The sequence below is a fragment of the Stutzerimonas stutzeri genome (assembly GCF_002909485.1).
GTDB classification, from domain to species: Bacteria; Pseudomonadota; Gammaproteobacteria; order Pseudomonadales; family Pseudomonadaceae; genus Stutzerimonas; species Stutzerimonas stutzeri_AH.
On sequence record NZ_PPXG01000008.1, the window covers coordinates 163,560 to 183,911 of the forward strand.

17 protein-coding genes are annotated in these 20,352 nt (G+C 63.8%); 8 read left to right on the top strand and 9 right to left on the bottom strand.

Features of this window, described 5'->3' with window-relative positions:
- Positions 1-151 precede the first annotated feature (151 nt).
- Both hemF and aroE read left to right on the top strand, forming a co-directional pair.
- Positions 152-1,069 (top strand): oxygen-dependent coproporphyrinogen oxidase, encoded by a 918-nt coding sequence (gene hemF / locus CXK91_RS18735; protein WP_103457575.1) that lies wholly within the window; start codon positions 152-154, stop codon positions 1,067-1,069.
- Between the two features lie 58 nt (positions 1,070-1,127).
- Complete coding sequence (gene aroE / locus CXK91_RS18740) at positions 1,128-1,940, top strand: shikimate dehydrogenase (protein ID WP_103457576.1); 813 nt, start codon at positions 1,128-1,130, stop codon at positions 1,938-1,940.
- Here aroE and CXK91_RS18745 read toward each other — a convergent pair.
- Together CXK91_RS18745 and CXK91_RS18750 are read right to left on the bottom strand one after the other, a co-directional pair.
- Positions 1,937-2,548 (bottom strand): NAD(P)-dependent oxidoreductase, encoded by a 612-nt coding sequence (locus tag CXK91_RS18745; RefSeq protein ID WP_103457577.1) that lies wholly within the window; start codon positions 2,546-2,548, stop codon positions 1,937-1,939. The two genes, aroE and CXK91_RS18745, sit on opposite strands and share 4 nt — an antisense overlap.
- A gap of 12 nt (positions 2,549-2,560) precedes the next feature.
- On the bottom strand, positions 2,561-2,872 hold the full coding sequence (locus tag CXK91_RS18750; protein WP_103457578.1) for a DUF883 family protein: 312 nt from the start codon (positions 2,870-2,872) through the stop codon (positions 2,561-2,563).
- Between the two features lie 235 nt (positions 2,873-3,107).
- On the opposite strand from CXK91_RS18750, the gene pbpG reads away from it, so the two are divergent.
- The 4 genes from pbpG to CXK91_RS18770 all read left to right on the top strand — a co-directional run bounded on the left by pbpG (position 3,108) and on the right by CXK91_RS18770 (position 8,285).
- Entirely contained in the window at positions 3,108-4,046 is a 939-nt protein-coding gene (gene pbpG / locus CXK91_RS18755; RefSeq protein WP_103457579.1) for a D-alanyl-D-alanine endopeptidase, read from the top strand.
- A gap of 145 nt (positions 4,047-4,191) precedes the next feature.
- A complete protein-coding gene (locus tag CXK91_RS18760) occupies positions 4,192-4,584 on the top strand; it encodes a DUF2946 family protein (protein ID WP_103457580.1) in 393 nt (130 codons plus the stop codon).
- A 123-nt stretch (positions 4,585-4,707) separates the two neighbouring features.
- Positions 4,708-6,756 carry a TonB-dependent receptor gene (locus CXK91_RS18765; protein WP_103457581.1) on the top strand — a complete coding sequence of 683 codons (2,049 nt, stop codon included), beginning with the start codon at positions 4,708-4,710 and terminating at the stop codon, positions 6,754-6,756.
- A 5-nt stretch (positions 6,757-6,761) separates the two neighbouring features.
- A complete protein-coding gene (locus CXK91_RS18770; RefSeq protein ID WP_103457582.1) occupies positions 6,762-8,285 on the top strand; it encodes a sodium:proline symporter in 1,524 nt (507 codons plus the stop codon).
- On the opposite strand, the gene CXK91_RS18775 is transcribed toward CXK91_RS18770, so the two are convergent.
- A complete protein-coding gene (locus tag CXK91_RS18775) occupies positions 8,264-9,967 on the bottom strand; it encodes an alpha/beta hydrolase (RefSeq protein WP_103457680.1) in 1,704 nt (567 codons plus the stop codon). The genes CXK91_RS18770 and CXK91_RS18775 overlap by 22 nt on opposite strands.
- Positions 9,968-10,153: 186 nt before the next feature.
- On the opposite strand from CXK91_RS18775, the gene treS reads away from it, so the two are divergent.
- Both treS and CXK91_RS18785 read left to right on the top strand, forming a co-directional pair.
- Positions 10,154-12,223 (top strand): maltose alpha-D-glucosyltransferase, encoded by a 2,070-nt coding sequence (treS, locus tag CXK91_RS18780; protein ID WP_103457583.1) that lies wholly within the window; start codon positions 10,154-10,156, stop codon positions 12,221-12,223.
- Positions 12,224-12,335: 112 nt separating this feature from the next.
- Positions 12,336-12,917 carry a DUF4157 domain-containing protein gene (locus CXK91_RS18785; protein ID WP_256055787.1) on the top strand — a complete coding sequence of 194 codons (582 nt, stop codon included), beginning with the start codon at positions 12,336-12,338 and terminating at the stop codon, positions 12,915-12,917.
- 219 nt (positions 12,918-13,136) lie between these two features.
- Here the strand turns inward: CXK91_RS18785 and CXK91_RS18790 are convergent, their stop codons facing one another.
- The 6 genes from CXK91_RS18790 to CXK91_RS18815 form a co-directional block, all read right to left on the bottom strand.
- Positions 13,137-14,039: an ABC transporter permease subunit gene (locus CXK91_RS18790; protein ID WP_103457585.1), complete on the bottom strand. Its 903-nt coding sequence runs from the start codon at positions 14,037-14,039 to the stop codon at positions 13,137-13,139.
- Entirely contained in the window at positions 14,036-14,917 is an 882-nt protein-coding gene (locus CXK91_RS18795; protein ID WP_181003984.1) for an ABC transporter permease subunit, read from the bottom strand. The genes CXK91_RS18790 and CXK91_RS18795 overlap by 4 nt, the downstream gene beginning before the upstream one ends.
- A gap of 11 nt (positions 14,918-14,928) precedes the next feature.
- Complete coding sequence (potA, locus tag CXK91_RS18800) at positions 14,929-16,080, bottom strand: polyamine ABC transporter ATP-binding protein (protein ID WP_103457587.1); 1,152 nt, start codon at positions 16,078-16,080, stop codon at positions 14,929-14,931.
- Positions 16,081-16,230: 150 nt separating this feature from the next.
- On the bottom strand, positions 16,231-17,316 hold the full coding sequence (locus tag CXK91_RS18805; RefSeq protein WP_103457588.1) for a polyamine ABC transporter substrate-binding protein: 1,086 nt from the start codon (positions 17,314-17,316) through the stop codon (positions 16,231-16,233).
- A gap of 273 nt (positions 17,317-17,589) precedes the next feature.
- Positions 17,590-18,687, bottom strand: coding sequence for a polyamine ABC transporter substrate-binding protein (locus CXK91_RS18810; RefSeq protein ID WP_103457589.1), 1,098 nt, complete (start codon positions 18,685-18,687; stop codon positions 17,590-17,592).
- A gap of 217 nt (positions 18,688-18,904) precedes the next feature.
- Positions 18,905-20,263 carry an aspartate aminotransferase family protein gene (locus CXK91_RS18815; RefSeq protein ID WP_103457590.1) on the bottom strand — a complete coding sequence of 453 codons (1,359 nt, stop codon included), beginning with the start codon at positions 20,261-20,263 and terminating at the stop codon, positions 18,905-18,907.
- Positions 20,264-20,352: the final 89 nt, after the last annotated feature.

Below are 20,352 nucleotides of genomic sequence, written 5' to 3' on the forward strand. Positions count from 1 at the left end.
GTCTGGCTCCTGGTCATTGAAAGAGCGCCTATCCAACCCGTCGGGGCTGCGTTCGTCAATCGGCTGGATGCTATGCTTGCCGGCCGACCCCGTTTCAAGCACCGCTCAGCCTTGCCTCAAGGCTGCGTGCGGTCATTCGCAAGGTGATTTCGTGAACCACAGGACCGAAGCCGTCAAAGCCTATCTGCTCGATCTGCAGGACCGTATCTGCGCTGCGCTGGAGGCCGAAGACGGCGGCGCGCGCTTCGCCGAAGATGCCTGGACGCGACCCGGCGGCGGCGGTGGCCGGACCCGGGTGATCGAGAACGGTGCGCTGATCGAGAAAGGCGGGGTGAACTTCTCCCACGTGCATGGCGACAGCCTCCCGCCGTCGGCCAGCGCGCATCGGCCGGAGTTGGCCGGGCGCGGCTTCGAGGCACTCGGTGTGTCGCTGGTGATCCACCCGCACAATCCCTACGTGCCGACTTCCCACGCCAACGTGCGGTTTTTCATCGCCGAGAAGGAAGGCGAGGAACCAGTCTGGTGGTTCGGCGGCGGCTTCGACCTGACTCCGTACTACGGCGCCGAAGAAGATTGCGTGCACTGGCACCGGGTCGCGCGGGATGCCTGCGCGCCGTTCGGTGCGGATGTCTATCCGCGCTACAAGGAATGGTGCGATCGCTACTTCCACATCAAGCACCGCAACGAACCGCGTGGTGTCGGCGGCCTGTTCTTCGACGACCTGAACCAGTGGGATTTCGACACCAGTTTCGCCTTCATGCGCGCAGTCGGCGACGCCTACCTCGACGCCTACCTGCCCATCGTTCAGCGGCGTAAGGCCACGCCGTTCGGCGAGCGCGAGCGGCAGTTTCAGCTGCTGCGCCGCGGCCGCTACGTTGAGTACAACCTGGTCTACGACCGCGGCACCCTGTTCGGCCTGCAGTCGGGCGGGCGTACCGAATCCATCCTGATGTCGCTGCCGCCGCAAGTGGCCTGGGGCTACGACAAGCATCCCGAACCGGGCTCGCCGGAAGCGCGGCTGACCGAGTACTTCCTGCAGGACCGCGACTGGCTTGCCGAGCAGGCCTAGTTCGGCGCGCCTTGCCTGCCCGCAACGCCCTCAGAACAGATTGATGCAGAGGTATTGGATGGACCGCTACGGCGTCTTCGGCAACCCCATCGGCCACAGCAAGTCACCGCAGATTCACGCGTTGTTCGCGGTGCAGACCGGCCAAGTGCTCAGCTATGAGGCGCTGCTGGCGCCCCTGGATGACTTCCCTGCGTTCGCGCGTGCATTCTTTCATGACGGCCTGGGGGCCAATGTCACCGTACCGTTCAAGGAACAGGCCTACCGGATGGCCGATCAGCTGACCGAGCGCGCGCGCCGTGCCGGCGCGGTGAATACCCTGAAGAAGCTCGATGGCGGGCGCCTGCTCGGTGACAACACCGACGGTGCCGGGCTGGTGAGCGATCTACTGAATGCCGGCGTGACGTTGGCCGGTCGGCGCATTCTGCTGCTGGGCGCCGGCGGTGCGGTACGGGGCGTTCTCGAGCCGTTACTGGCGCAGAAGCCCGCCGCGCTGATCATCGCCAACCGCACACCGAGCAAGGCTGAACAGCTGGTACAGGAGTTCGCTGAACTGGGCTCGCTGTCCGCCAGTACATTCGCCGATCTCGCCGCGCCGGTGGACCTGATCATCAATGGCACCTCGGCCAGCCTCGGCGGCGAACTGCCACCGCTGGCCGACAGCCTGATCCAGCCAGGTCATACCTTCTGCTACGACATGATGTACGCGGCCAAGCCCACGGCGTTCTGCCATTGGGCCGCCGCGCTGGGTGCGACCACCCGTGATGGTCTGGGTATGCTGGTGGAGCAGGCGGCGGAAGCCTTCGAACTCTGGCGCGGCGTGCGCCCAGACACTGGGCCAGTGCTGAGTGAGCTGCGCCGTCAGTTGCGCTAGCCGCTGAAGTGGATGCGCTGACGGATGTGCTGGGGGCGTTCCAGTTCGTCGACGATGCCGGCGGCGATGCGCTGCAATTCCCGATATGGGTTGGCTTCGCCCTTGCCAGCGGCTTCGGCCAACGCTTCGACGCTCAATTGATTGCCCGCTGAAGGGGCATCCACCAACGTCCAGTGCAGCGGATGGTTAACGAGCCGCTGCAGCGCCGCTTCGACCTCTGGCTGCAGCTCGATCGCCGGAAAGTCGGCAATCAGAACCAGGCACTTTACTTTGGCGCGCTCCAGCCCGATTAACAGCGACTCTACGGCCTGGTAGAAATCCCGTCTGGGCGACTCGCCAGTAACAGCGTCGGCAGCCGGCAGACGAGGTGTCTGGAACAGGCAGATAACCGCGTCCATTCCGGCCACGCTCTCGCTGACGCGCATTGCATCGAACGGATCGCCCGGCTTGGTCCGCAGACCTGGCCGGGCCGATATCGAATTGAGATCCTCGAGCAGCGCCACGGCCTCATGCTGGCGGCTGAGTAGCTCCACCAGCAGCGCGTTCCCCAGGTCGTCATGCGCGCCATAGAGAGCGAACTTCAACCGTGACGTTTCTGCGTTGAGCATGACGGTCGCGGATTAGCGTCGAGTGATGAAATAACCGATCACGGCAAAGGCGCCGGCGGCCAAGGCCAAGGTGCCCAGCGGATGCTCCTTGGCGCATTCGCGTGCGGCGCGGCTGGCCTCACGGGTGCGCTTGGACAGGTCGGCGTAATGCTCGTCCCAGTCGTTGTCGTGCCAGAGCGACTCGGCACGCGAACGCAGTGCACTCAGGCGTTTGCGCGAATCGTGGGCGGCATCGTGCTTGAGCTCATCGAGCGCACGCATCAGGCTGTCGATCTCGTGTTGGACTTCTTCGCGGGTGGTGGATTTGCGGCTGAAACGGGACATGGTATGACCTCCCCTCGGTAAGTGTGGTTGTTTGACTCCGAAAACAGGCAGAGGTGCGGTCCGATTTTCGAGTGCGACGCCGGCCGGATCGGCGCACGGCTGCTCCGGCCCTGCTACTTCCGACGAACCGTTCATCGGGAAGAGGCGAGTCTGCGGGCGATTCCCTATACTGGCGTAACGTCTACCACGTCGCATTCAGCGCATTTCGCCCTACCATCGCGGGGAAAAACCCATCGTGAACTTTCGTCGTACCCTCGCCAGCGTGTTGTTCGCCTGCCTGGCCTCGTTGCCGGCTATCCATGCCCAGGCCGCCAAGCCGACCGTCCAGGAACTCGCTTCCGGCAGTGCGCTGCTGGTCGATCTGAATACCAATGAGATCCTTTATTCCAGCAATCCCGACATGGTCGTGCCAATCGCCTCGGTGACCAAGCTGATGACCGCTATCGTGGCTCTGGACGCCAAGCTGCCGCTGGATCAGGCGTTGCCGATTACCATCCGCGATGCCAAGGAAATGCAGGGCGTGTTCTCCCGCGTGCGCATCGGTAGCGAGATCAGCCGCCGCGAGATGCTGCTGCTGACCCTGATGTCTTCCGAGAACCGCGCAGCCGCGAGCCTCGCCCACCACTATCCGGGCGGTTACCCGGCGTTCATCCAGGCGATGAACGCCAAGGCGCGGGCGTTGGGCATGACCCGCACGCACTACGTCGAGCCGACCGGCCTCTCGGAGCGCAACGTCTCCAGCGCCAATGATCTGGTCAAGTTGATCCGCGCCAGCCGTCAGTACTCGCTGATCCAACAGTTCAGCACCACCGACGAGAAGACAGTGGCCTTCCGCAAGCCGAACTACACCCTGGGTTTTCGCAATACCAACGCGCTGGTGCGCAAGAACAACTGGGACATTCAGCTGAGCAAGACCGGCTTTACCAACGCCGCCGGTCATTGCCTGGTGATGAGCACCACCATGAAGCAACGCCCCGTGGCATTCGTGGTCCTCGACGCGTTCGGCAAATACACTCATATGGCCGACGCCAACCGCCTGAAGAAGTGGCTGGAAACCGGCACCGTGACACCGGTGCCCGCCGCTGCACTGGCCTACAAGCAACAGAAACAGACCCAGCGCCAGCTGGCCGGCCAGCCCGCCGACGCGGCCCAGGCCCTGCTCGAAGCCCGCTGATTCTGCTGCCCTCGCTGCCTGGCGTGTTGCGCCGGCAGCGAGTAGCGACGCGACTGACGAACAATCTTGAGTTTGCGCAACTCTTTTTGCTGATAGTCGTTCCTACCATGAACGCCATTCGCAACTGCGCCCTATCGGACTGCCGATGAACTGCCGCCGACTCCCCGCCTGGCTCGCCAGCCTCGCCCTGCTGATCCATCTGCTGAGCATGCCGCTGTCGGGCATGTTGCCAGCGGAGAGCAAACGCCTGCTCGGCTGGAGCGGCCATTGTCCGCTGATGCAGGCGCAGGTCCAGCAGTCACACGCGCTGCACGGGTCAGCAGCCCATGGCGAGCATGAGCCGGGCACGCATGGCGGGATGCCCCCATGCTGCTGCTGCGCCGGCTCGATTGGCCTGGCAGTGTTGCCCGGTGCATCACCGCTGTTGCCGCAAGAAATTCGCGGGCGTCTGGTGCTCGTTGTCGAAGCTCGCGCCCATCGACCGTCGCCACGGCAACAGTGGCCGGCCCTCAATCCTCGCGCCTCTCCCCTCGCCTGACGCCGCTGGCGTCACCCCTCGTTGCCACGCCTGAACTGCCTGCACCAGCCGATGGTTGCGTGTTGGCGTCTGCCTGCGGCTACGCGCCGTATGGCCATGCCTGTTGCACAAGGAACATGCGAGATGCTCGACCATTCTGCGCGCCCTCGGAGGCGCTTTGCGCTGCCCCGTCTGTTTATCGCGGCCCTGTCCGCTGTTCATCTGCCGGCAAGTCTTGCCGATAGCGCCGCCTCCGCTTTGTCGCTGGGCAGCAGCACCGTCACCGCCACCCAGTCGGGTGGCGGCCTGCCGACCAGCAGCGTGATCAGTTCGGTCGATCTGCTCGGCGGTGACATCCTCGAACAACAACCGGTGCTCTACAGCTGGGAGCTGTTTCGTCGCGCGCCGGGGGTGATGCTCACCGAATTCGGCCAGGGCACCAGCTCCGGAAAGCTGTCCTTTCGTGGCTTCAATGGCGAAGGTGAGGTCAACGCGGTCAAGCTGCTGATCGATGGCATCCCGAGCAATAGCAACGACGGCAACATGCCTTACCTGGACATGCTGTTCCCGTTGGAAATCGATGGTATCGAGGTGGTGCGTGGCACCAACGATCCGCGCTACGGCATGTACAACATCGCCGGCAATGTCGCGGTGCAGTCGCGTATTGGCGGCGACTACGGCAAGGCGCGGCTGCGCTACGGCAGCTACGACACCCAGGAGCTGCAGCTGGCCAAGGGCATCGAAATCGGCAACTGGACGCAGAACTACTTCATCGGCCAGCAGAAAAGCGACGGCTACCGCGACCACGCCGGCAGCGAGCGCACCAGCCTGTCCGGCAAATGGTTCTACACGCCGGATGCCGGTAGCTGGCGCCTCGGCCTGATCGCCAGACACTACGAGGCCGAGGCGGACGAGCCCGGCTATCTGTCCCGCGAGGATGCGCGGCATTCCCCAAGGCAGTCCTACGCGCTGTCGGCCAGCGACATGGGTGAACGGCGCATGAACCAGCTCAGCCTGCATCTGGACAGCGAGCTGACGGGCGATCTGTCGTGGGCAACCAAGGTCTGGCTCAACACCCTGGACGATGACCGCTGGGTGCGTTTTTCCCAGGCACAGCCGCAACAGCGCCGCACCACCGAGGAGAAGCACTATGGTGCGCGCACCTCGCTGACCTACCGTCCGGACGTGTCCTGGCTTTACGATCTGGCCCTCGAAGGTGGCCTGGACACCGAACAGCAGCGCAACCGCAGCGAACGCTACACCACCATCGAGCGCCAAGTCGTGACACAGACCCGCGACCAGCGCTTCGACTACAACAGCTACGGTGCCTACCTGCAGGCGGTCATCCAGCCGGTCGAATCGCTGAAGCTGATCCCGGCGTTTCGGGTCGATCGCATCCGCGGCGACTACACCGACGAGTTGAGCGGAAACGATTACGCGATCAATGACTACGGCAGCATCGAGCAGCCGAAGATCAGTCTGATCTACACCCCCATTGAGCAGCTTAGCCTTTACGGCAACTGGGGCCGGACCTTCCAGATCGGCACCGGCGCGGCTGCCTACAAGGTGCCGCCACGCACCAGCGATCTGGCGCCGTCGATCAACGATGGCTGGGAGACCGGTATCAAGTTCAGCCCGGCCCACTGGATCGACGGCCGCATCGCTTACTGGGAGCAGGTGGCCTCGGACGAGGTAAGGCGCCGGCTCAACGACCCCAGCGGCGAGTCGGAGAACCTCGGGCAAACACGCCGCTGGGGCTACGACGCCCAGCTGAACCTCTATCCCAATACCGACTTGAGCCTGTGGTTGGCCCACTCCTGGCAGTTCTCGGAAATCGAGAAGGCTGACCCTAGCCTGCCGGCCAGCCAGGGCCAGGAGATCGACCACGTGCCGCAGCGGCTTTACTCGGCCGGAGCCACCTACCAGGCAACGCCTGCGCTGCAGTTCAGCGGGTGGCTCAACGGCCAGACCGACTACTACCTGGAGCGGGAAAACACCGAGGGCAAGTACGGCGGCTACGTGCTGTTTAACCTGGGCGCCAGCTATCAGCTGACCGACCAGCTGGGGCTCGACCTGCAGCTGAAAAACCTCACCGATCGCTACTACGAGTACGTCTGGTACGACGGCGCAGAGACCTTGCATGCGCCGGGTGCCGGCCGGGCGCTATACGCAGCCGTGACTCTGGACTTCTGACCGGCATGAAACGCTATCTTTACCTGGCGCATCGCTGGCTGGGCATTGGGCTGGGCCTCTTCGTCCTGCTCTGGATCGTCAGCGGCGTGGTGATGCTCTTTGTCGCTTATCCCAAGCTGACACCAGAAGAGCATCTGTCACGCCTGAAGCCGCTGAGTGCTGGCTGCTGCATCGCACCAGGCGTGGCACTCGCGGCCAGCGATGACCCGCGTACACCGCTCAGCCTGCGCCTGACGGGCGCCGGCGGCGGGCCACGCTATCTGCTGGATTACGGCGACGGCCCGCTGCTGGCGGTCGATGCGCGCAGTGGCAAGCGCATCGAGCACATAGCCGCCGCCGAGGCACTGGCCAGTGCGCGGCAGTTCGCTGGTGGCGCCGAGGTGCGACTGCTCGATCGGGTCGAGGAAGACGCCTGGACGCGTAACCACGCTCTGGCCCGCGAGCGGCCGCTGTATCGTCTGCAGGCGGACGATAACGAAGGCCGACTGCTGTACGTCTCCAGCCATACCGGGCTGGTGGTTCGCGACGCCACTGCCCACGAGCGTACCTGGAACCTGCTGGGCGCGTGGCTGCACTGGCTCTATCCGTTGCGTGAGGCGCTACCCAAGGCGGTCTGGTCAGTGGCGCTGGTCTACGGTGCGCTGCTCGCCGCGGTGCTGGTGCTGCTGGGCATGCTGATCGGGCTGCTGCGCTGGCGCTTCGCCGGGCGTTACCGCAGCGGCTCGCGGTCGCCCTACCCGGTCGGCGCTGGCCGCGTGCACCACGTCGGCGGGCTGCTGGTCGGCGTCGTGCTGCTGGTCTGGCTGGTCAGCGGCATGCTGTCGATGGAGCCCTGGGGTCTGTTCGAGAAACGTTCGACCATCGATGCCGTCGCGCTACGGCAAGCGCCGCTAAATGCCGAAGCGCTGGATACGGATCTTGCCTCCGTACTGCCGCGATTCCGCGCGGCTGGTATCGAAGCGGTGGAGCTGCAGTGGCAGATGCTCGGCGAGCAGCCCTATCTGGTCGGCCTCGATGCCAGGGGCAAGACGCGCATTCTGCCCGCAGCATCCGCCGGGCCGGCGCAGGAACGCCTTGAGCGCGCCCTGCTGGAGCGCGAGGTCCGCCAGGCCTGGCCCAAACAGCAACTGCGCTTCGAATGGATCGAGCAGGAAGACTTCCACTACTACGCCCGCGGCGAACCCAGCCTCTACAGCCATCTGCCGCGACGGCTGCCGATGCTGCGGGTACGCTTCGACGACCCGGCTGCGACCTGGCTGCATATCGACCCCTACAGCGGCACCGTGATCGAGCGGTTGGACCAGCGTCGGCGTGCCGTGCGCTGGGTGTTCAAGCTGCTGCACAGTTGGGACTGGTTGCCCTTGCTGCAACGGCCGCTGCTGCGCGACGGCCTGCTGCTGGCGTTCAGCGGCGGCATGCTGGTGATCGCCATCAGCGGCGTGCTGCTGGGTTGGCGTCGGCTGCGGGGTCGACCACGGCGTGCCGGGGCACGAACTGCGCGTGCAGCTCAGCCACCGCGGTTGCCGTAGGCGGCTTCTTCGCTGTCCTCCCCGGCGGCGCTGGCCAGCTCATGGGCCAGATGCTGCTTCAGTCGCTGCAGCGCGGTTTCGCTCCAGCCTGTCGGGGCACTGACGATCCACCAGGCATCGACATAATCGGCCGGCGCGTACACGTGCCCATAGCCGGGCGGCGTCGGTGTGGTCACCGCCATGTCCACGGCGAGCTGCAGCATCGTCACCAGCGGAAACCAGCGCAGCGACGGCGACACGTCCGGCCCGCGCGGCTCGGCCAGCCAATCCGGCCGGCGCCAGGCATAGCGGTGGTCGAAGAAGGTGATGGGGTCGCTGGCATACTGCAGATAGAGCAGGCGCATCGGCCCCCAGGGTGCATCGGCGGGCTCTGGTGTGCCCTGCTGGTTCATGAAGCGCACGAAGCGGCCATCGCGGAACTGCGGGCGCCACTCCGGGCTGCCTTCGTTGCGACTGTCGGTGAGGCTGCGCCACAGGTCGCTGCGAAACGGCGGTCCGCTCCACAGTGCACCATGGATGGGGTCGCCGAGCAGCTCGTGCAGTTCCCACGAGCGTTGCGAATGCAGGGCGCCGAGGCTCAGCCCGTGCAGATACAGACGCGGTCGGCGCTCGGGTGGCAGCTGCGTCCAGTAGGCATAGATTTCGGCGAACAATGCGCGGGCAACATCACGGCCGTAGTCGGCCTCTACCAGCAACGCCAGTGGGCTGTTCAGGTAGGAATACTGCAACGCCACGCTGGCGATGTCGCCGTGGTGCAGATACTCGACGGCGTTCATTGCCGCGGGATCGATCCAGCCGGTACCGGTCGGTGTCACCACCACCAGCACCGAGCGCTCGAAGGCGCCGCTGCGCTGCAGTTCGCTAAGCGCCAGACGGGCGCGCTGGCGCGGCGTTTCGGCCGCACGCAGGCCGACGTAGACGCGGATCGGCTCCAGCGCGGGCTGGCCGCTGATAGCTGAGATATCTGCCGCAGAAGGACCGGAGCCGATGAATCCGCGACCGGTGCGGCCCAGCTCTTCCCAGCGCAGCGCGGAGGCGGCACTGCCGCTTTTCAGTGGCGAATCGGGCGGCGCCGTTTCCGGCTCGATCAGTGCGTCGTACTGGGCGAACGAGGCATCCAGCACCCGCAGCGTCTGTGCCACCAGAACATCGGTTGCCAGTGACCAGAACAGCGCCAGCGCCACCAGCACGCCGATGACATTGGCCACCCGGCGCGGCAGGATGCGGTCGGCATGGCGCGAAACGAAACGCGACACCAACCGATACAGACGTGCCAGCGTCAGCAGAATGAGAAAGGTCGCCAGCGCGGTGAGGACGACCTCGATCAGGTGCGCGCTGCTCACCGGAGGCATACCCATCAGAGCGCGAACCGCGTTCTGCCAGCCGGCGACCTGGCTGAGAAAGTAGCCCGCCAGAAGCACGCAGACGCCGGCAATCACCAGATTGACCCGTTCGCGCAGGTGCTCCGGCCGCTCCGGTAGGTCCAGATAGCGCCACAGCCAGCGCCAGAGCACACCGAGGCCATAGCCGACCGCCAGTGCCGCGCCGGCCAGCACGCCCTGGCTGAGGGTCGAGCGTGGCACCAGCGAAGGCGTCAGCGCCGCGCAAAAGAACAGCGTGCCCAGCAGCAGGCCGAAACCGGACAACGATCGCCACGCGGAAAGCAGGGGAAGACGCACTATCGAAACTCCACGATTGGCTGGCAGTAGGGTAGCGGATGCTATCGCCTGGGCATTTCGAGGCGCCAGCTGTGGCTCGGTTCCCAGGCAGCGGCAGTCTCGGTTCGGGCAAATTCGATGCAACGATGCCGAGACGCTCGACTCAAACGACTACATTTATTCCCTTAGCGCAGCGGGAACCGACGTCGAATGACTACTCCAGACAATAGCTATATCCAGTGGCTGGTCGACCAGTCCATGTTGCACGCGGCCCGCGAGCGGTCGCGCCTTTACGCCGGCCAGGCGCGGCTCTGGCAGCGGCCTTATGCCCAATCTCGCCCGCGTGATGCCAGCGCCATCGGCTCGGTGTGGTTCACCGCCTACCCGGCGGCGATCATCACTCCCGAGGGCTGCTCGGTGCTCGAGACGTTGGGAAATGATCGCCTGTGGAGCGCGCTTTCCGAGCTCGGCGTGCAGGGTATCCACAACGGCCCGATGAAGCGCTCCGGCGGCCTGAGCGGACGCGAGTTCACGCCAACCATCGATGGCAACTTCGACCGCATCAGTTTCGACATCGACCCGAAGCTGGGTACCGAAGAGCAAATGCTGCAGCTCAGCCGCGTCGCCGCCGCGCACAACGCCATCGTCATCGATGACATCGTTCCGGCGCATACCGGCAAGGGTGCCGACTTCCGACTCGCGGAAATGGCCTATGGCGACTACCCGGGGCTCTACCACATGGTGGAGATCCGCGAGGAGGACTGGGAAATGCTGCCCGATGTCCCGGCGGGGCGCGATTCGGTCAACCTGGAGCCGCCGGTGGTAGACCGGCTACACGAAAAGCACTACATCGTCGGCCAGCTGCAGCGGGTGATTTTCTTCGAGCCTGGCATCAAGGACACCGACTGGAGCGTCACCGGCGAGGTCACCGGGGTCGACGGCAAGGTGCGGCGCTGGGTCTACCTGCATTACTTCAAGGAAGGCCAGCCGTCGCTCAACTGGTTGGACCCGACTTTTGCTGCTCAGCAGCTGATCATCGGCGATGCCCTGCATGCCATCGACGTGGCCGGGGCGCGCATGCTGCGCCTGGACGCCAACGGCTTTCTCGGTGTCGAACGGCGCGCCGAAGGCACTGCCTGGTCCGAGGGCCATCCGCTGTCGGTCACCGGCAACCAGCTGCTCGCGGGGGCGATCCGCAAGGCCGGCGGTTTCAGCTTCCAGGAACTGAACCTGACCATCGACGATATTGCTGCCATGTCCCACGGTGGCGCCGACCTGTCCTACGATTTCATCACCCGCCCGGCCTACCACCATGCGCTGGTGACCGGCGACACCGAGTTCCTGCGCATGATGCTGCGCGAGGTGCACGCCTTCGGCATCGATCCGGCATCGCTGATCCACGCACTGCAGAACCACGATGAACTGACCCTGGAACTGGTGCATTTCTGGACGCTGCATGCCTACGACCATTACCACTACAAGGGCCAGACGCTTCCTGGCGGGCATCTGCGTGAGCTGATCCGCGAGGAGCTGTACGAACGGCTGACCGGCGAGCATGCACCCTACAACCTCAAGTTCGTCACCAATGGGGTTGCCTGCACGACTGCGAGCGTGATCACGGCGGCGCTGAACATCCGTGATCTGGACGCCATCGGGCCGGCGGAAGTGGAACAGGTCCAGCGCCTGCATATCCTGCTGGTGATGTTCAATGCCATGCAGCCCGGCGTGTTCGCTCTCTCCGGTTGGGATCTGGTCGGCGCCCTGCCGCTGGCCGCTGAAGAGGTCGAGCACCTGATGGGCGATGGCGACACCCGCTGGATCAACCGCGGCGGCTATGACCTGGCTGATCTTGCACCGGAGACGGCCGTCTCTGCAGAAGGGCTGCCGAAGGCGCGTTCGCTATACGGCAGCCTGGCCGAGCAGCTGCAGACCACGGGCTCGTTCGCCTGCCAGCTCAAGCGCATCCTCAGCGTGCGCCAGGCCTACGACATCGCCGCGAGCAAGCAGATCCTGATACCCGATGTGCAGGCGCCGGGACTGCTGATCATGGTTCACGAGCTGCCGGCCGGCAAAGGCGTGCAGATAACCGCGCTGAACTTCAGCGCCGAGACCATCAGCGAAACCGTCTGCCTGCCCGGCGTCGCGCCCGGCCCGGTGGTGGACATCATCCACGAGCGCGTCGAAGGCGACCTCACCGAGAACTGCGAGCTGACCTTCAACCTCGACCCCTATGAGGGGCTGGCTCTGCGCGTGGTGAGCGCTGCATCGCCGGTGATCTGAAGGTCCTCTTCGCGAGCTCCGGGCATACGGCTATAGTGCGCACCGGCCCGGGGCTCGCCCTCGCCTTCGAGGACTTCGCGTGTCGTGCATCCTGCTTCTTCGCCGTATGGCCATGTTGCTCGCGCTCGTGGCACTGGTCAGTACACCCGCTTCGGCACAGATCGTCTGTCCGCCGGGCCAGCAACCGATCTGCTTCAGCGGCACCTGCCTGTGCGTACCCGGTTCGGCGACCGACACCAAGGCCGTATACGACCGCATGCAGCGCATGACCACGCTGGCGCTGCAGAACTGGATCCAGCAGTCGCGGGACCGCCTGATCGCCGGCGGCGTCGAGCCGATGCCGCTGCACATCCGCTCGCAACTCGAGCCCTTCTTCGATCTGGCTGTGCTGGAAACCGCTCACTACCGCGTCGGTGACGAGATGGCGTTGAACGCCGGCAATACCTTGCTGCGTAATCCGGATGTCAACGCCGTTACGTTGATCGACGTGATCGTCTTCCGCCACGAGCGCGACGCACAGGACAACGTCGCCCTCTGGGCCCATGAGCTCAAGCACGTCGAACAGTATCTGGAATGGGGCGTCGCCGAGTTCGCGCGGCGCTACACGCTGGACTATCGCGCCGTTGAGCGCCCAGCCTATGCCCTGGAACGCGAGGTGGAAGAAGCTTTGCGGGAGGAGCAAGCGCAGCGCTGAGCCAGCCCCTGATCACTGGACCAGGGCCAGGAGCGGCTCGTGCTGCGCTTCAGATCGGCCCCGGCCCGGCAGGGCGTTTGGGCAACTTCAAAGGCCTCCAGCAGAGGGTTGAAGTTGCCAGCGGCGCGGCCTTCAGACGGAGCATCGCCGCTCGAAAGGAGCGAAACTCCGCATCAGCCCCGGCACTCGCAGGTTGCCTTACCGGGCCTGTCCCTGCCGTCAGCTATGCGCGGACGGCGGTACCAGCGCCTTGCGGCTATCGATCACCTGACGCCAGGTGGGATTGCCAGCGGTTTCATCCATCGCCTGCTGCATCGCGCGGATACGGCGCTTCTCGGCGCGACGGGTGAGGTACCAGGCGAGGAACGTCGCCAGCGACACGCTGAGCAGAATCAGGCTGGCCACCGCGTTGATCTCCGGCTTCACGCCCATGCGCACGGCGGAAAATATCTCCATCGGCAAGGTGGTCGAGCCGGGGCCGGAGACGAAGCTGGCAAGTACCAGATCATCCAGCGACAGCGCGAAGGACAGCATGCCGCCAGCGGCCAGCGAGGGTGCGATCATCGGCATGGTGATCAGGAAGAACACCTTCCACGGCCGCGCGCCGAGGTCCATCGCCGCTTCCTCGATGGACAGGTCCAGCTCACGCAGGCGAGCCATCACCACTACTGCGACGTAGGCCGAGCAGAACGTGGTATGCGCGATCCAGATGGTCATCAGGCCACGTTGTGCCGGCCAGCCGACCAATTGCGCCATAGCCACGAAGAGCAGCAGCAGCGACAGACCGGTGATTACCTCCGGCATCACCAACGGCGCGGTGACCAGGCCACCGAACAGCGTGCGGCCACGGAACACCGGGATGCGCGTGAGGACGAAGGCGGCCATGGTGCCCAGGGCAACCGCGGCAACCGCGGTATAGGCCGCGACCTCCAGCGAGCGCATCACCGCGCCCATCAGCTGGGAGTTGTCCAGCAGACCGGCGTACCACTTCAGTGACCAGCCGCCCCACACCGTCACCAGCCGCGAGGCATTGAACGAGTAGATGACCAGAATCACCATCGGCAGGTAGATGAATAGCAACCCGAGCACCAGAATCAGGTTGGAAAAGCTCCAGCGCCTCATAGCTTGCCCTCCAGTTCCTTGGCTTGGTTCCGGTTGAACAAGATGATCGGCACCAGCAGGATCGCCAGCATCACTACCGCCAGCGCCGAGGCCACCGGCCAGTCGCGGTTGTTGAAGAACTCCTGCCACAGCACCTTGCCGATCATCAGCGTCTCAGGGCCGCCGAGCAGTTCGGGAATGACGAATTCGCCCACCACCGGAATGAACACCAGCATGCAGCCGGCAATGATGCCGTTCTTTGACAGCGGCACGGTGATCTTCCAAAAGCTGGTGATATTGCGCGCGCCAAGATCCGAGGCGGCCTCGAGCAGGCTCGGGTCGTGCTTCACCAGATTGGCGTAGAGCGGCAGGATCATGAACGGCAGGTAGGAATAGACCACGCCGATGTACACGGCGATGTCCGTATTTAGAATCTGCAGCGGTCGGTCGATCAACCCCACGCCGAGCAGCAGGCTGTTGAGCAGACCATTGCTGCTGAGAATGCCCATCCAGGCGTAGACGCGGATCAGGATGGCGGTCCAGGTCGGCATCATGATCAGCAGCAGCAGGACGGTCTGCAGATCCTTGCGCGCGCGGGCGATGGCGTAGGCCATCGGATAGCCGATGAGCAGGCAGAGCAGCGTGCTGAAGAAAGCTATCTTCAGCGAGCCCAGATAAGCTGCCAGATACAGTTCGTCTTCACTTAGGAAGATGTAGTTGCCCAGGTTGATCAGCACCTGAAGCTGCTGGTCGGCATAGGCGAAGATGTCGGTATACGGCGGTATCGCGACATCGGCTTCGGCAAAGCTGATCTTCAGTACGATGGCAAACGGCAGCAGGAAAAACAGCATCAGCCAGATGAAGGGCACGCCAATGACTAGCCGGCGCCCGGTATTCAGGGGCGAGCGCCTCATGCTTGCAGCACCACGCCGCTGTCATCCCACCAGTAGACGAACACCTCTTCCTCCCAGGTCGGCAGCTTCACGTGGCGCTCGGTGTTTGCCATGAAGGCCTGCAACACGCCGCCGGACGGCAGCTTGATGTAATACACCGAGTGACCGCCGAGGTAGGCGATGTCGTGTACCACACCCTTTGCCCAGTTATAGCCGGGGCGCTCCAGCTCGGGCAGTTCAGTGCCGATCAGCAACTTTTCCGGACGGATCGCATAGGTGATCTGTTTGTCCTGGGCGCGTGTACTGATGCCGTGGCCGACATAAATCGGGTTCTCAAGGCCTGGGCTGGCGATGACGGCGTGGTCGCCCATGTCCTCGATCAGCTCGCCATCGAACAGGTTGACGTTGCCGATGAACTCGCAGACCAGGCGGCTCGCCGGCGTCTCGTAGATGTCCATCGGGCTGCCGACCTGGGCGATCCAGCCCAGATGCATGATGGCGATGCGCTCGGCCATGGTCATGGCCTCTTCCTGGTCGTGGGTGACCATTACGCAGGTCACGCCGACACGTTCGATGATCTGCACCAACTCCAGCTGCATCTGCGAGCGCAGCTTCTTGTCCAGCGCGCCCATCGGTTCGTCGAGCAGCAGCAGCTTGGGACGCTTGGCCAGCGAACGCGCCAGGGCGACACGCTGGCGCTGGCCACCGGACAGCTGGTGCGGCTTGCGCTTGGCGTACTGGGTCATCTGCACCAAGCCGAGCATTTCCTTCACCCGCGCCTCGACTTCCTCCTTCGGCAAGCCATCCTGCTTGAGGCCGAAGGCGATGTTCTGCTCCACCGACATGTGCGGGAACAGCGCGTAGGACTGGAACATCATGTTGATCGGCCGCTCGTAGGGCGGCATGTCGGTGATGTCCTGACCGTCGAGGAAGATGCGCCCCTCGGTGGGGCGTTCGAAGCCGGCGAGCATGCGCAGCAGGGTCGACTTGCCCGAACCCGAGCCACCCAGCAGTGCGAAGATTTCGCCCTGATGAATGCTCAGCGAGACATCATCGACCGCCACCGTTTCGTCGAACTTCTTGGTGACACGGTCGATCTTGAGCAGCACCTGCTTGTTCTTGCTCTGGCCACTGAGGGCCTTTTTGTAGGCGCTGGAGGCAACGGCCATGCGCGAACTCCCGAAATGAAAAAGGTTGACCGGCCTGGGCCGGGTATCTATTGGTCGTTGCAACGAACGCGCCGTCTGGCGCGTCCTCGTTCGGTCCGCTCCGATCCGCCATCGGCGATGCCATAGACGAAACGGGACGGACTTGGGGGTTCACTTACCGGACTTTACCTTGGTCCAGGAACGGGTCGTCAGCCGCTGGATCTTCGGCGGCAGCTCGGCCATGACATAAAGGCGGTCGAGCACTTCCTGCGGCGGATACACCGAAACGTCCTCGCGTACCTCCTGGTCCATCAGCTCGCCAGCCTTAAGGTTGGGGTTGGCGTAACCGACATAGTCGCTCACCGCGGCAATCACCTCGGGACGCAGCAGGTAGTCGATGAACGCATGGGCTTGCTCGACGTTGCTGGCATCGGCAGGGATGGCGAGCATGTCGAACCAGAGGTTGGCACCCTCCTTCGGAATGGCGTAGGCGATCTCGACGCCCTTGCCGGCTTCCTCGGCGCGCGCTGCAGCCTGGAACACGTCACCGGAGAATCCGGCGGCGACGCAGATATTGCCATTGGCGAGGTCGGAAATGTACTTGGACGAGTGGAAATAGCGCACATGCGGACGCACGGCCAGGAGCTTCTCCTCGGCCTTCTGGTAGTCGGCTGCGTTCTCGCTGTTGGGGTCCAGGCCCAGATAGTTGAGCATGGCCGGGACCATCTCGTCGGCCGAGTCGAGGAAAGCGATACCGCAGCTGGCCAATTTTGCGGCGTTTTCCGGCTCGAAGATCACCGACCAGGAGTCGATCTTATCGACCCCCAACGCCGCCTTGACCTTCTCGACGTTGTAGCCGATGCCGTTGGTGCCCCACAGATAGGGCGCGGCGTGCGCGTTGCCGGGGTCGTTCTTCTGCAGCTGCTTGAGCAGCGACGGGTCGAGGTTTTCCCAGTTTGGCAGCTTGCTCTTGTCCAGTGCCTGGAAAGCGCCGGCACGGATCTGCTTGCCGAGGAAATGGTTGGAAGGCACCACCACGTCATAGCCACTGCGGCCGGCCAGCAGTTTGCCTTCCAGGGTTTCATTGGAGTCGAAGACGTCGTAGACGGGCTTGATGCCGGTCTCTTTCTCGAACTCTTCCAGCGTCGTTTCGCCGATATAGTCCGACCAGTTGTAGATATGCACAGAGGCGGCCTGGGCGGTAGCCGCACCGGTAACGGCGGCGGCGACGATCAGCGACTTGAGTGTCGAACGCATGGATGAGTCCCTCTTGTTACAGGCCGCGCGTGATCCCGGCGGGAAAGGCGGGCTGTTTATTGGAAAAACCTCTGAAAATCAACAGATTTGCAGCAATTGCCGTGCAATCGCAAGGTAAAGGAATAGGTGCGAGGGCAAGGAGCCGCGGGGAAAGGTACCTGCATTATCGTCCCTCGCAGCGCAGCTCCAGTAGGTAGCTGGAGCTGCGTCAGGTAGACCGACCTCCATGGCCGGGTACGCACGGATCATGTGTCCCGGCACCGGAGCTGTTTATCAGCGGCCGGACTTGATCTTGGTCCAGCTGCGGGTCATCGCACGCTGAGTCTTCGGATCCAGATCCGGGAAGGTGTAGAGCTTTTGCAGCACAGCCTTGCTCGGATAGATGCCTTCGTCGGTACGAATCGCCTCATCCAGCAGCGGAGTGGCGGCGGCATTGCCGTTGGGGAACTGGACGTAGTCGGTGATCGACGCCATCACTTCCGGCTTCATCAGGTAATTGAGGAAGACGTGGGCGTTCGCAACGTTCTTCGCATCAGCCGGCACGGCCAGCATGTCGAAGAAGCTGCCGGCGCCCTGCTGCGGAATCTTGTAGCCGACATTTACGCCGTTGGCTGCTTCCTCGGCGCGGGATTTGCCCTGGTAGATATCGCCGGAATAACCGATCGCCACGCAAATGTTGCCGTTGGCCAAGTCCGAAATGTACTTGGAGGAGTGGAAGTAGGCGACATGCGGGCGGATCTGCATGAACAGCTCTTCGGCCTTCTTCAGCTCGTCAGCCTTGCCACTGTCCGGTGCATAACCCAGATAGTGCAGCGCAGCCGGCAGCATCTCGGTCGGCGAGTCGAGGAAGGCGACGCCACAGGACTTCAGCTTCTCGATGTTCTCGGGCTTGAACACCAGGTCCCAGGAGTCCACCGGCGCGTTGTCGCCCAGCACTGCCTTGACCTTGTCGACGTTGTAGCCGATGCCGATGGTGCCCCACATGTACGGGATCGAGTACTGGTTGCCCGGGTCGCTTGGTTCCAGCGCCTTGAGCAGGTCCTTGTCGAGGTTTTCCCAATTCGGCAGCTTGGACTTGTCCAGTTTCTGGAACACGCCGGCCTTGATCTGCTTGGCCAGGAACGGGTTGGACGGCACCACCACGTCATAACCGGAACTGCCGGCCAGCAGCTTGGCCTCCAGCACCTCGTTACTGTCGAAGACGTCATAGACGACCTTGATACCGGTTTCCTTGGTGAAGTTCTCCAGAGTGTCTTCGGCGATGTAGTCGGACCAGTTGTAGACGTGCAGTACCTTTTCCTGAGCCTGAGCAGCCCCGGCAACGGTGCCGGCCAGCGTCATGGCAAGTAGGGTCTTGGCGAAGGGTTTCATCCGTGCAGCTCCTGTTGTCATCATTAATTGTCGGGGCAGTGGAACTGGCCATGAACAGCGCCGTGGCCTGGTGGTGTGCGGGCATCGACGCACCCCTCGGCAAGTCTGGCCTCCAGCACGCGCGCAGTCTGGCAAGGTCAGGGGCTTTTTTTCAACACCGAACGCGCGTGGTGGCAATCGACAACCTTAGCTCAGCTGGCGTCGACTGCCGCATGGCTCAACCCAGCGCATCCTTGGCCGTCGCATCCAGACACAGACGCACTTTGCCGACCAACTCGTCAATCTGCTCTTCGCTGATCACCAGCGGCGGCGAGATGATCATGGTGTCGCCGACCGCGCGCATCACCAGACCATTGCGGAAGCAGTGCTCACGACAGAGCATGCCTACGCCTGGGTCGGCAAAGCGTTCGCGGGTCTTCTTGTTCTTGACCAGCTCGAGCGCACCGAGCAGGCCCACGCCACGGGCCTCGCCCACCAGCGGATGATCGAGCAGTTCCTGCCAGCGGGACTGCAAATAGGGTGCCGTTTTCGTCTTCACCCGCTCGACGATCTTCTCTTCGCGCAGGATGCGGATGTTCTCCAGCGCCACCGCCGCGGCCACCGGGTGCCCCGAGTAGGTAAAGCCGTGGTAGAACTCACCGCCTTCGTTGAGCGTCTGCACCACTTCGTCGCGCACCACCACGCCACCCATTGGGATGTAGCCGGAGGTCAGCCCCTTGGCGATGGGCATCAGATCCGGCTCGAGGCCGTAGTAATCGCTGCCGAACCACTCGCCGGTGCGGCCGAAGCCGCAGATGACCTCGTCGGCGATGAAAAGGATGTCGTAGCGCGCGAGGATCTCCTTGACCCGCGGCCAGTAGCTCTCGGGCGGGATGATCACGCCGCCGGCACCCTGGATAGGTTCGGCGATGAAGGCGGCGACCTTGTCCTCGCCGACCTCGAGAATCTTCTGCTCCAGCTGGTCGGCGATGCGAACGCCAAACTCTTCCGGGCTCATGTCGCCACCCTCGCCGAACCAGTAGGGCTGGTCGATATGTTCGATGCCGGGGATCGGGCCGTCGCCCTGATCGTGCATGGCCTTCATCCCGCCCAGGCTGGCGCCGGCAATGGTCGAGCCGTGATAGCCATTCCAGCGACCGATGACCACCTTCTTCGCCGGTTGGCCCTTGATCGCCCAGTAATGGCGCACCATACGTAGCACGGTGTCGTTGGCCTCCGAGCCCGAACCGGTGAAGAACACGTGGTTCATGCCGGCCGGCGCGATGTCGGCAATCGCCTTGGCCAGCGCCACGGCCGGTGGGTGTGCGGTCTGGAAGAACAGGTTGTAGTAAGGCAGCTCGCGCATCTGCTTGGTCGCCGCCTCGACCAGCTCTTCACGGCCGTAGCCGAGATTGACGCACCAGAGTCCGGCCATGGCGTCGAGGATCTTGTGCCCCTCGCTGTCCCACAGATAGACGCCGGAAGCCTTGGTGATAATGCGCGTGCCTTTGGCGTTCAGCGCCTTGTAATCGGTGAACGGCGGCAGATGGTGGTCGCGGCTCAGCGCTTGCCAGTGCAGGGTTTGCGAATCGCTCATCAGTCACCTCTCGATAAAGTGCGTGCATGTTTGGTGGAGGAGAAAAGCGCCATCCACCCGATGGGTGCGTGCTCTCGCTTGCAGCGGCT

What these genes read in the sequence shown, in the direction of transcription:
- aroE (WP_103457576.1), top strand. Translation starts at nt 1,128, where the DNA reads ATGGACCGCTACGGCGTCTTCGGCAACCCCATCGGCCACAGCAAGTCA.
- CXK91_RS18745 (WP_103457577.1), bottom strand. Translation starts at nt 2,548, where the DNA reads ATGCTCAACGCAGAAACGTCACGGTTGAAGTTCGCTCTCTATGGCGCG.
- CXK91_RS18750 (WP_103457578.1), bottom strand. Translation starts at nt 2,872, where the DNA reads ATGTCCCGTTTCAGCCGCAAATCCACCACCCGCGAAGAAGTCCAACAC.
- CXK91_RS18760 (WP_103457580.1), top strand. Translation starts at nt 4,192, where the DNA reads ATGAACTGCCGCCGACTCCCCGCCTGGCTCGCCAGCCTCGCCCTGCTG.
- CXK91_RS18765 (WP_103457581.1), top strand. Translation starts at nt 4,708, where the DNA reads ATGCTCGACCATTCTGCGCGCCCTCGGAGGCGCTTTGCGCTGCCCCGT.
- CXK91_RS18770 (WP_103457582.1), top strand. Translation starts at nt 6,762, where the DNA reads ATGAAACGCTATCTTTACCTGGCGCATCGCTGGCTGGGCATTGGGCTG.
- treS (WP_103457583.1), top strand. Translation starts at nt 10,154, where the DNA reads ATGACTACTCCAGACAATAGCTATATCCAGTGGCTGGTCGACCAGTCC.
- CXK91_RS18785 (WP_256055787.1), top strand. Translation starts at nt 12,336, where the DNA reads ATGTTGCTCGCGCTCGTGGCACTGGTCAGTACACCCGCTTCGGCACAG.
- CXK91_RS18790 (WP_103457585.1), bottom strand. Translation starts at nt 14,039, where the DNA reads ATGAGGCGCTGGAGCTTTTCCAACCTGATTCTGGTGCTCGGGTTGCTA.
- potA (WP_103457587.1), bottom strand. Translation starts at nt 16,080, where the DNA reads ATGGCCGTTGCCTCCAGCGCCTACAAAAAGGCCCTCAGTGGCCAGAGC.
- CXK91_RS18805 (WP_103457588.1), bottom strand. Translation starts at nt 17,316, where the DNA reads ATGCGTTCGACACTCAAGTCGCTGATCGTCGCCGCCGCCGTTACCGGT.
- CXK91_RS18810 (WP_103457589.1), bottom strand. Translation starts at nt 18,687, where the DNA reads ATGAAACCCTTCGCCAAGACCCTACTTGCCATGACGCTGGCCGGCACC.
- CXK91_RS18815 (WP_103457590.1), bottom strand. Translation starts at nt 20,263, where the DNA reads ATGAGCGATTCGCAAACCCTGCACTGGCAAGCGCTGAGCCGCGACCAC.